This window comes from Stenotrophomonas sp. 21LCFQ19 (assembly GCF_056861425.1).
This window is the reverse complement of the sequence record NZ_JBSPUF010000030.1, coordinates 1-11,260: the sequence shown is the minus strand read 5'-3', so window position 1 is coordinate 11,260 and position 11,260 is coordinate 1. Positions and strand designations below refer to the sequence as shown.

Below are 11,260 nucleotides of genomic sequence, written 5' to 3'. Positions count from 1 at the left end.
CCTGCTTCAGCCTCACGCAGGAAGCCAATGATCTGTTCTTCGGTAAAGCGCTTCTTCACGTCCAATCTCCTTGTCATTGAGGATTGGACTCCAAACCGTTGTGCTACTCAATCTTGGGGGGACGTCGTATGTTATCGATCGCAATCGTCAACGCGCGGTCCTCCATCGCCAGCTCGACGTACATCCATTTTTACATGGTGCGGTCGGCCTCGACCTCGCAATGCCTTTGCACGTCCGATGCATCCATGCCGTACTTGGACTTCCATCCTTAGTAGTCGCACCTCTGCCGACTGACCGTGCCCACTAAAATTGACACGCTGGCGGGCGGACGGAAGTATGAGGCGGCTGCATCAAAGCTTCGCGACCAAGCCGTCTGATAACCCGGCTATGATCTACTGCAAAACCAGCCAGTGAAGGCGAGGGGGGAGCAGGTGCAAGAGCTTGTACTCAAGTTGGCAGGAAGCTTCGGCCACAGCATGGCCGGCGAGATCATTGTCTTGTTGGCTTTGCTGCTGCTTGTACTGTTCAAGGGCCTTTACTCGCTCAACAGTGATCGAGCGAAAGCCAGGCAGGAGTTCCTGCAGCTCTGGGACTTCGAGCGCGCGAAACGCGATCATCTCTGGTGCGAGGTATTGATTCGCCACTATTGCCGCGAGTACCTGCCGGCGCGAATCATCATCAACGTAGCTTCAAACTCCCAAGCTGCAGATACGCTTTGGGCCTTGAGCCACTCGGCGAAGTTCTTCCAGCTGGACGATGGTTTGGTTCGGTGGAAGAACGACCGTCATGCAAAGGCGCTACACGCGTGGTTCGGCATCGTCGTTGGTTTTGGACTCTATTTCCTGTTGGCAATGGCCGCGCTGCTTTTGCTGTTGTTGAGCTACCAAGGTCGCGCTACGGCTTCGGGCGCTGAGCTGGTGATGATGGTGTTCGTTGGGTTGTTTCTTGGCGGTCTTGCCATCAAGGCCCTGGACTACGGTTTCGAACTGGCAAGCGCGCGCAAGAACTTCGTCAAGGTGCAGAGGATGCAGCCCTCATTGGTGCCGGAGCCAGTGGACAAGCCTAAATCTGTAGCAACCAACAAACCATCCAAGGTGCGTGGACGGCGAAGGGCGGGGCGACGGCCAGCGCCTCAGCCCAAAGATGGGCGGTGAGGCGGTCAGAGATGCGGTTCGGCCGCTAAACAGAGGAAGGTTGTGGTACCAACAAGTCACCAGCCAGGCTGCACTTGGGCGAAGGCGATGAGCTCCAGGCCGCCGCCGGCAGCAAGCAACAACGCGCCCCGTGGCGGAATGGACGCTGCCTTGAGGATATGGGCGCTGCGATGCAGTGTCGCCACGCAAGGAATCCAGCTTTGGGGGGTGTACCGATAGCTACAGCGCATAAAAGAGCCCATGAACATCAACATGGATGCTCAACCCGCGTGGGCACTTTTATGTGAAACACGGATTGCTCCATCTGTAAGGTACGCAATGCGGGCGATGGTCCAAGCGCAGCTCCGGGTTTGCAGCTACCGAAGCGCCGAATCGAACAGCGACCTGGCCTGCTGGATCGCTGCCTGATGCGTAGCCTGCTTGTCGGCATTCACCTCGCACAGCTTACCTAGCCGCTCGCGGCCCAGCTCCGTGCATTCCGCAAGGAAGTCGTAGTGACCTACCATGGGGAGCACCTGAAGTCGTGCATTGTCATTTGCCTCGGCAATGCCCTTGCTGTTGGTCGCGGGCGAGGCAATCGCATCAGACTCACCCACAACCACCGACAGCGGAGCCTCCAACCGTGCAAGCTCACCCGGCTCGAATGCCTGCACGATTGCCGGTGCCATCAGGAGCACAGCGCGAACGTTTGGAATGCGGCGATCCTCCGCCGACCTGGCTACCCACGGTGCCAGCGCCGGCGTAGCAGCCGCCGCCATCCGCCGCTCAAGGGTCATTTCCGGATTCTCGGCCTGCGGCATGCATACCCCATCCTTAGGCGATGCCTTGCAGAAAGCAGCTAACCTGGACATGTCCGGCCGCGCGCCCGCAGCGACCAAAGCCGTGAACCCACCGGCAGAATATCCCACCAGCCCCAGCCGGCCCGCATCCACATGCGGAGCCAGCACCGGGTCGGCCTGCACTGCAGCCAATGCCACAGCCAAGTCATCGGCCCGGTTCCACACCAGAATGCTTCCGGCTTCGGTCATCGCGTCCACACCGTTGTTGCCGGGATGGTCCACCGCGACCACTACATACCCTGATTGCGCCATGGCGGTGCCGAACCAGCCCATCATTCGAGCACTGCCACCGTTGCCGTGTGACAGCAGTAGTACGGGCCAGCGACCCGGCGCAACGGGGGCATCGACGGCAGAAGACCCCGCCACGAACAGCGGTGCACCCGGCGGCCCGATCGCCAGTGGCTGCTGTTGCACACCTGGCAGCGCCGGATACCACACGGTATACCGCACCTGGTCGCTGTGCCCGGCATCGCGGACTGCTGCGCTGGGCGTGTGCGCCACGCCATGGGTTTCGCCAACGGCGGGCGAGGGCGCAGCCGCCCAGGCCAGCGGCGCGAACAGACAGGTCAGCAGGAAGAATGTGAGGGGCACTACTCGCACGAATGGGTCTCCTTGGATCAACTCAGGTTGGACAGCGGCAGCCAGATCTCCACGCCGCCGTTTCCGGTACGGTCGTCGAAGCCGGCGTCATAGCGTTCGAAATCGGGGGCGTCGGCAAGGCTCAGGCCGGTGCAGGGCAGGTAATCGTTCAACAGCCAGTACCAGGTAGAGCGGATGGTCGAGATGTGTCCCGCATGCCACGCCACCAGATAGTCACAGGCCGGAATGGAAACGGCATGCCACGCCGAAGGTATGGCGGCGTTCACACCGATCTCCATGCCCGCGATGTAGTCGAACGCACCCTCGCCATCGCGGTTGCAGCAGACCCCGAAGGCGACGTCCTTGCCCAGCTCCCGGGTCAGCGCCAACTGCTGCCATTGCGAGGGAATGGACGCCACGGTAGCGGCGGTGTGGCGGGCGCGGATACCCGCCACACGCAGCGGGCCCTGACGGCGACGTACCGGCTCCACCTCGCAGGGCAGGGGTGGAGCGTCAAGCTTGATGGCCTCCAATAGCGCTACGCTGTGCAGACCGTTCCGGCGAACGTGTTCCGGGGGCAGCTTGAACTGCTCGGTGAAGGCATTGGTAAAAGCCGCATGCGAGGCATAGCCTGCGGCCAAGGCGACATCCAGGATGGGCTCGCTGCCAGCAGCCAGGGTCCGTGCCGCCTCGGTAAGTCGACGCACACGAAGATAGCGCGCCATCGAGGTCCCGGTACTGACCTGGAACAGGCGTGAGAGGTGGAACGGCGAGAGCTCGACCGCCTCGGCGATCTGGGCCAGCGAGGGGTTCTCGGCAAAGTGGCTTTCGATGTACCACAAGGCCTTGCGTGCCGCACCCATAACGCCTGTTCCGTACCAGTGACTGGGTTGGAGCGTAACGCAGGGAGGGGGAGGGCGTTTGCGGGATCTTGCTGTGACTGCGTGATGTGGGTGAGCTGAGTGAATCGAGGTCAGTGGGTCGCTGTGCCTTGCTTTGGTTGTCGGCATTGACGCCCAGATATTGGGTAGCCCGGCTCAATCAATTCAAGCAGTGTCTTCCACGGAACGATCTGGGCCACCTCTTAAAGCAACAACTCTTGACGCGTACGTTTGCGTTGCACGAGGCCCTAGAGATGCGCGAAGGTGTGCTCTGTGGTCGTCCGCTAAACGTGGTGCTCAATTGTCGCTCTTCCCTCAGTGCAAGCTTAGGTAGCCGTTTCTGGCCGGAAACAAAACTGCTGCAGCACAGGTGATTAGGAAGATTTGTCGAAGGTAGAGTAGAGCGCCCTCCAATCGATTTCCTATGTTCGGAGGCTTTCTGACGCTCATGCGCTTTCAGGCGTTCCAGCTAAGGATCCAATATTTGAAGTGATGGAAAACTTGCTGTCTAGGTATTGGAAGACGGTCCTTGTAGCGTTGATAGCAAGCATGGCCTCATCTTTGTCCAATAAGGCGTCATTTGCGTGAGCCAAGCTGCCATGGTTGCGGGCCGGGTTAAGGCAGTCAATTACATTACTTAATGATCTCAGTACATTGCTCATCGTGTCGGATTGGCTCCCTAAATCACGCAGGTTTGGGTGTTCTGCCCGAAGAAGCTTGAATAAATTAGTGATCGTGGCACTCGCCGGTATTTCGAGGCCTTGCAAGTGACAGACGGCTTTAAGGTAGGCGTGTAGCGCAGTATGGATCCGATCCACGGCGTGAGTTGGACCCGCGCTTTGAATTAGTGTGTTGACGTCAGCAAGGGCGCGTTTCAATACGTCACTGGTGATAGCAGGACTGCTGGCTTGAACAGAAAGACCATCTGCACAGCGCTTAGCGATCTGCAATAGCTGGCGGTAAGCCTGAGGAGTTCGGAAATGCTCAGTGCCTTGCTGGTACTTCCGGGCAATACCACGGAGAATGGCGGCTTGCTGGTGTGCCTCGACGCCGGTTAGTACTGAAGTGAAGCGCTCTCGAATGGTGGTGCCCGCGAACTGATTCAAGTCAATATCAAGGTCGCAGAACCCGGAATAGAACTCCCGGTGGGTGCGATGCGTGAAATCGGCCAAAAGCCCTCCCTCGACGCCCAAGTATTGATGGACAACCCAGTGAATCTCACTGCTTCGTAGCTCACCCATAGATCCCCTGATAGGCTGGAATACGCGTTATATTGGGCGCATTATAGGCAGAAGCATTCAGGGGATGCAGGGCTGTTTTCTTCGCCCAGGCAGACCCCTCTCAGGGGACAGTCGATGGATCAGACGATAGTGGCACAGGTGGGCGAAGCATCCTCTTCGCTAAGAGGGCCGGGCGGTTTAAGGGATAAAGTCGAGAAGGCTCGCTTGGAGCTTTTGGATCTATCTACCCGCAATCGACTCCTCCACACCCCCCGAGGAGGTCGAGCCAAGACCGTCGAGGTCGTACACGAATTGGCCAAGGCGATGTACCAGACCTTGGTTATTGACGGTAAGCGCTTCACCTTTGTAGCTGGCAAAGAAGACCCGAAGCAGGTAGGCGCGCTATCTGAGTTTGACACCGATGAAGATGACGATATCGTTCTGCTGGACGAAGTGCCGGAAGACCCTGAGCTCATAGCCCAACCAGATTTCGAACTGGACGAGAACGGGCGTGTTAAAGCGCATTGGGATGCGCAACTGACGACACGCTTGACGCCAACCGGGTTGCAAAAACGCCTATTGGATCTCTACACCGATGCTCGCACTCTTCAAGAAGAGCAGGGCGTCAATGTTCTTTATCTGGCGGTTGGTTATTTGCGTTGGCGTGCTACTTCTACGCCGCAAACTGATCGCTTTGCGCCATTGGTGCTGATCCCAGTTCAGTTGGAGCGAAGCACGGCTGGCGAAAAGTTCCACCTCAAATGGACTGGCGACGACATCCAAGCTAATTTGTCGTTGCAGCTTTTCTTGCAGCGCGAGTTTGGACTTCGTCTGCCCAACATCGACGAGTTCGAAGCGTTGGATATTGACGCCTATATGGCTTCGGTCAAAGTGATGTTGGACGGGAAAGAAGCCTGGGGCGTGCTTTGCGATGATGCCATTCTTGGTCTGTTTTCGTTTGCCAAATTCATGATGTACCGTGACTTGGATCCCCAAAGCTGGGAACCGCTTGGCGGAATGGACGCTATTCCCATGCTTCGTGGCGTTATTCAAGACGGGTTTCCGGGTGCCAGCCTAACCGACGAAGCCAGCAATCTCGACCACATAATATCGCCAGAAAGAATGCGTCATGTAGTCGATTGCGATTCTTCTCAGGCGTTGGTGGTGCATGATGTGCTTCAAGGCAACAACATTTTGGTGCAGGGCCCACCTGGCACTGGCAAGTCCCAGACCATCGCGAATATCATCTCGGCCGCCGTGGCTGAGGGTAAGCGCGTGCTGTTCGTTGCTGAAAAGATGGCGGCTCTTGAAGTCGTCAAGCGACGCTTGGACCAAGTCGGTGTTGGTAAGGCGTGTCTGGAATTGCATAGCAACAAAGCAAACAAGCGCTCGTTACTAGAAGAACTCCGGCAAACGCTGAGTCTTGGGGAACCGAAGCGAGCCGATAACGCGCCTATCATCGAGCAGCTGACCGAACGGCGGGATACGCTCAATGCGCATGTCGCACGGCTTCACAAGCAGCACCTCCCCTCAGAACTGACTCCCTATCATGTTTTTGGACAGCTAGTTCGTCTTCGTAGGCAGGGCTACATCACACAAAGCCTGCGCTTGGAAGCGCCTACCACGTGGGCGCCGCATGAAAAAGAAGCCCGCGAGGCATTGCTTCAGGAACTCATCGAACGCATCGAAGAGATCGGTGTGCCGAACGAGCACGCTTGGAATGGCGTGCAGAACGATGGGTTGCTACCAAATGAACGCGATCGCCTTCTGGCGCTCGTCGGAGCCTTGTCGGGTCGTCTCGATGATTGGGGTTTAGAAGTTTCAAAGCTCCATGAAGCGCTGGATCTTGAAGTGCCCACGTGCATTGACGACGCGGGGCATGCCATCCAACGCCTCAAAGCCTTGCTCGATGCGCCAAAGCTCGGTTCGGCAGCGCTTCAAAGTGCGGTCTGGGATTCCGAAGGTCGCGCTTCAGCGATTGTTACGTCGCTTGAAGTTGCCCAGAAGGCCAACGCAGCCGTTTTGTCCAAGGTCAAGCCTGACGCATTACAGGCTAGCTGGGCAGCTTCAAAATCCACCCTTGCCCAGTTACCGAGCCCCTTTGTGCTCGGCAAAGAGCTGTCTGCCCTTGGAACAGCGCGTACAACTTTGGTGCGTCTGCTCCCGGATCTCACGCGCCTGACGCAGCTATTGGCGGAGAAGGAGTCGCTGACGCTAGATTTGGCGCTCCGATTGGTGGCAATTGCTGAGCGCGCCACGAGTATTCCGGATCTTGATCGCAATGCCTTGGTCGCGCACATTTGGGAGCGCGGTGTAGATGCGGTTGAAGAAATCGTGGTGGCGGTAGAAACAGTCCAGCAGGCCAAGTCAAGCCTATCCACAGTGTTCCGCGAATCAGCATGGAGCAAAGATGGTGCCGAGCTGGAAGCAGCTCGCGGACAGTTGGCCATGCGTGGGACGAGCTTGTTGCGCTTTTTCAGTGGCGACTGGCGTCGTGCGAATCAAGGTATACGCACTTTGTTATCGAACCCGAAGTTGCCAGCGGTCGACATATTAAACTCGCTAGATGTGCTACTTGATGCCAAGAGCGCCCAGCGCAAGATAGCCGATCACGATGAGCGGGGCGAAGAAGCCTTTGGGTCAAATTGGCAGCGTGAGCGTTCAAATCCTTCATTTCTTCGAGGTGTCGTGGCGTGGATGCGCACGCTTCGTCCGTTAGGAAGTGGGGTTCGCGAGCGTTTGGCAGACATTGGCGATCGTGTCTTGGCAACTGACATTGCCACGCGCGTAAAGCCTTTACTGGAAGAACTTGTGCGGAGCCTTGGACCTGTCCATGAGGCACTGGTGGCAGCTGAGCGAAATCCTTGGGGCGAAGAAACGGTTCTGAAGCGCTTGGCGCTGTCAGAGTTGTCTGAGAAATCCGTCCACTGGTTAGCCGCTTCAGAGCAAACTGCGCTTCTCGGCAATGCTGAAGAGATCAGTATTGAGCGGGCGTTGGCGTTGATTGAAGAAATCGAGCAAGCTCAGTTGGCCAATACGGCTTACCAGGCTTCGGCCGATGAAGGCGCGATGGCCTTTGGGCCTTTCTGGAATGGTGTCGAAAGCAAGGCTCCCGAACTTCGCGAGGTTGCTGCTTGGGTAGAGAAAAACCCAGAACTTCGCCAGTTGGCAGCACGCTTGGAGGACCCGCAGCCCTTACTCGATCAAGCGGAGCGAGCCTCTTTCGCTGGTGGCGTGTTGGCTGGTGAGGTCATGGATCTTCTAGTTGGATTACAGTTTGAAGGCAGCGCAGAGATAACCCGGGATCCGAATCGCGCCCCCTTGGAGGCGCTCAAGTCACAACTGTTGAACTGGCAAGCAGATCCGGAAGGGTTAAGGACATGGGTAGCCTATCTTGCCATCGCAAAGGAGTCTCGACGTAAGGGTTTGGCTACTTTGGTCGAAGGACTTCACAGCGGTGAGCTTGCACCAGCTGATGCGCTCGGCGTATTTGACCTTTCCTATTTTGAGGCAGTGCTACAAGCCTTGGTGCAGCGAGACCAGGCATTGGCAAGCTTTGATGGGCATCGCCAGTCGCAAGTCGTTGCAAGCTTCGCAAACCTCGATCAAGAGCGCATGCACCTTGCGCGCTATGAAGTGGTGAAGGCGCATCACAGCAAGATCCCGCGCCAAGGCGGTGCAACTGGTCCAACCGCCGTGCTCATTGGTGAAATGGCCAAAAAGAAGGGTCATCTCCCCATTCGTCAGCTGATGCATAAGTGTGCGCCGGCGATTCAAGCGCTTAAACCGGTTTTTATGATGAGTCCCTTGTCGGTCGCGCAGTTCTTGCCGGCAGGCGCTTTGGAATTTGACATGCTGGTCATCGACGAAGCGAGCCAAGTGCAGCCAATCGACGCTTTGGGGTCGATTGCACGCGTCAAGCAGCTTGTGATCGTCGGGGATGAGCGTCAGTTACCACCTACCCGTTTTTTCTCCAAGGCGCTTGGAGATGGCGGCGATCGAGATGACGAGGAGGGTGGGGCACAAGCTTCAGATGTCGAAAGTATCTTGGGACTTTGTCGCGCACGAGGTTTGCCAGAGCGGATGCTTCGTTGGCACTATCGGAGCCGCCATCAATCGCTTATTGCCGTTTCCAACCAGCAGTTCTACGAAGGTAAGCTCTTCATTGTCCCAAGCCCCTACACTAGTGAGGCAGGAGTTGGTCTGCGTTTGCATCATCTGCCGGAGGCTATCTACTACCGGGGCAACACACGCACCAATCCAAAAGAGGCCAAGGCTGTTGCGCGGGCGGTGTTGGAACATGCTCAGAACATGCCCATGCTTACCCTCGGCGTGGCGACTTTTTCAACAGCTCAACGCCGCGCCATCTTGGACGAACTGGAACTTTTGCGCAGGCAGCACCCAGAAACAGAAGGTTTTTTTGCTGATCATCCAGCTGAACCATTCTTTGTCAAAAGCTTAGAAAACATCCAGGGTGATGAGCGGGATGTCATCTTCATCTCAGTGGGATACGGGAGAGATGCGCAGCGTCATATGACAATGAACTTTGGGCCGGTGAGCAATGAAGGCGGTGAGCGGCGCTTGAATGTGCTCATCAGTCGCGCCAAGTCACGTTGCGAGGTCTTCACCTCAATTACCGATGAGGACATCGACACCGATCGGGCTAAGGGCAAGGGCACCTTTGCTTTGAAGCTCTTCTTGAACTATGCAAGAACCGGGCGGCTCAACCTCGTCACCGAGGCACGAGACACCAAGCGAAGCGTCTTTGAGCAAGAAGTTGCCCAAGCGCTTCGATCGCGGGGCTACGATCTGCACACAGATGTTGGTTTAGCTGGTTTCTTTGTTGACATCGCGGTTGCTAACCCTGGCGAGCCCGGGCGCTACATTTTGGGGATCGAATGCGATGGACAATCGTATCGAGACGCAAGAAGCGCGCGTGATCGAGATCGCTTGCGCGAGAGTGTGCTGCGTGACAAGGGCTGGCAGGTTTATCGAATTTGGAGTTCGGACTGGTTCCATCGTCCAGAAGCAGAGCTTGAAAAGCTTATTGCAGCCATTGAACGTGCCAAGGCTGAGTCGAGCTCCCTAGAGTCCAAGGCCAAGACTCTAGAACGAGCAGTACCGGTGGAAATACTCACGGTTGATCGCGGTGAAGTAGTGGAAATGGAGCTCATAGATGCGCAAAGTCCACCGGACGATGAGCTCTACATCGAAGCATCATTTGCTGTCCCCAATGATAGATTTGAGCTTCATCTGGTTCCAGCAGGTCAGCTCGCGACCATAGTTCGACAGATCGTCGAGGTTGAGAGCCCAATCCATCGGAGCGAAGTCGTCACACGCGCACGGACACTTTGGGGACTACAGCGTGCAGGCTCTCGTATTCAGCAGGCCGTGGATGAGGCCATCACATCCATCGTGTCGTTCGGTGGAGTGCAGATTGTCGATCAAGATTTCTTGGCCATCCCTGGGAAGGAGATCCGCGTTCGAGATCGCTCGATGGTCGAGTCGTTGACATTGCGCCGCCCAGAATACTTGCCTCCATCTGAGATCGATTCGGCTTTGATGAAGGTTGTGAAGGACAATCTCGGAGCGCGGGCAGAGGAGTTGGTGACGATAGTCGCGCGACAGCTCGGCTACAAGAGCACAAGCTCGCAACTCCGCAGGGTTATTCTTGATCGCTGCGAGTCTCTGGTCAGGGCGGGGCGATTCATGTCAAAAGGAGATTTTTTGGTGATCGCTTGATCTGTCTTAGGCGCTTTCTGACGGCTGCTGATGTATGGTTTGGTCGCCTAGGCGCTCTACGTTTGGGCCTCTGACGTCAACATCTTGGTCAGCTTCGCGCTTACTGTTGCCGTGTGGCCGTGACGGCCTGCACTACTCATCAATATTTAGTGATGCATCACTAAATTAGCAAGGATCATGCGGCAAATCTCGCCAACCACCTTCAATTCGCTCAAACCGTCGACCTTGGATGTAACGCTGTCCTCTGGCTAAGGGCGCCCTTGGTTCATAGCGTGGCTGTGGGCCCACCCAGATCTGTTTTCCTAGTTCCGCCAACTCTCTGTCAGTTTCTGCCAGCGTTTCTGCTTCCCAGCGTTTCAGTTCTGCCTTAATGCGAACTTCTTCTTTTGCTGTTCAATCAACCCCATAGCGATCAGAATCAAAGCTGCAGCGCAGAGGGCAATTTTCCACCACATGGCTGAGTCTTGCTCTGGTCTACGAGTCGGCCCTCTATAGCTCCGTGGTCTGAATTCCACATCGGCCATTTCGATCTTTTTCCCAAGTGTTGGTTCTTCTCGATCCATGAATCCCCCAAATTTCTTCCTCCGTGGATTGTGGCCGGGGTGCAGGGGAAGGGTGCCTATGTTGGCTCTCCCCTGCAGCTGTTTCGGGCGGGGATGCGGGTCACCTTTCATGCCTCATTTCCCCCGAGACCTTTCTTTAGAGACCGGGATGTTAGCGACGTCCCCCCAAGATTGAGTAGCACAACGGTTTGGAGTCCAATCCTCAATGACAAGGAGATTGGACGTGAAGAAGCGCTTTACCGAAGAACAGATCATTGGCTTCCTGCGTGAGGCTGAAGCAGG

The 11,260-nt window shown here is 56.6% G+C and carries 7 protein-coding genes; 2 read left to right on the top strand and 5 right to left on the bottom strand.

The genetic code is table 11. The features are described from left to right. Positions 1 to 431 precede the first annotated feature (431 nt). A complete protein-coding gene (locus tag AC13FW_RS20405) occupies positions 432 to 1,154 on the top strand; it encodes a hypothetical protein (protein WP_482990270.1) in 723 nt (240 codons plus the stop codon). A 56-nt stretch (positions 1,155 to 1,210) separates the two neighbouring features. Here AC13FW_RS20405 and AC13FW_RS20400 read toward each other — a convergent pair whose 3' ends face one another. From AC13FW_RS20400 to AC13FW_RS20385, 4 genes are all read right to left on the bottom strand, one after another. Next, a complete protein-coding gene (locus AC13FW_RS20400; protein ID WP_482990269.1) occupies positions 1,211 to 1,339 on the bottom strand; it encodes a hypothetical protein in 129 nt (42 codons plus the stop codon). Positions 1,340 to 1,510: 171 nt separating this feature from the next. After that, positions 1,511 to 2,584 (bottom strand): alpha/beta hydrolase family protein, encoded by a 1,074-nt coding sequence (locus AC13FW_RS20395; protein ID WP_482990268.1) that lies wholly within the window; start codon positions 2,582 to 2,584, stop codon positions 1,511 to 1,513. A gap of 26 nt (positions 2,585 to 2,610) precedes the next feature. Continuing rightward, the gene (locus AC13FW_RS20390) at positions 2,611 to 3,435 is read right to left on the bottom strand and encodes an AraC family transcriptional regulator (protein ID WP_482990267.1); all 825 of its coding nucleotides are present in this window, start codon (positions 3,433 to 3,435) and stop codon (positions 2,611 to 2,613) included. A 464-nt stretch (positions 3,436 to 3,899) separates the two neighbouring features. Further along, entirely contained in the window at positions 3,900 to 4,694 is a 795-nt protein-coding gene (locus AC13FW_RS20385) for an abortive infection family protein (RefSeq protein WP_482990266.1), read from the bottom strand. A gap of 114 nt (positions 4,695 to 4,808) precedes the next feature. Here AC13FW_RS20385 and AC13FW_RS20380 point away from each other — a divergent pair, with 114 nt between their 5' ends. Beyond that, positions 4,809 to 10,415: a DUF3320 domain-containing protein gene (locus AC13FW_RS20380; protein ID WP_482990265.1), complete on the top strand. Its 5,607-nt coding sequence runs from the start codon at positions 4,809 to 4,811 to the stop codon at positions 10,413 to 10,415. A 356-nt stretch (positions 10,416 to 10,771) separates the two neighbouring features. Here the strand turns inward: AC13FW_RS20380 and AC13FW_RS20375 are convergent, their stop codons facing one another. Further along, positions 10,772 to 11,089, bottom strand: a complete 318-nt coding sequence (locus tag AC13FW_RS20375) for a hypothetical protein (RefSeq protein ID WP_482990264.1) — start codon at positions 11,087 to 11,089, stop codon at positions 10,772 to 10,774. Between the last annotated feature and the right edge of the window lie 171 nt (positions 11,090 to 11,260).

What these genes read in the sequence shown, in the direction of transcription:
- AC13FW_RS20390 (WP_482990267.1), bottom strand. Translation starts at nt 3,435, where the DNA reads ATGGGTGCGGCACGCAAGGCCTTGTGGTACATCGAAAGCCACTTTGCC.
- AC13FW_RS20385 (WP_482990266.1), bottom strand. Translation starts at nt 4,694, where the DNA reads ATGGGTGAGCTACGAAGCAGTGAGATTCACTGGGTTGTCCATCAATAC.
- AC13FW_RS20380 (WP_482990265.1), top strand. Translation starts at nt 4,809, where the DNA reads ATGGATCAGACGATAGTGGCACAGGTGGGCGAAGCATCCTCTTCGCTA.
- AC13FW_RS20375 (WP_482990264.1), bottom strand. Translation starts at nt 11,089, where the DNA reads ATGAAAGGTGACCCGCATCCCCGCCCGAAACAGCTGCAGGGGAGAGCC.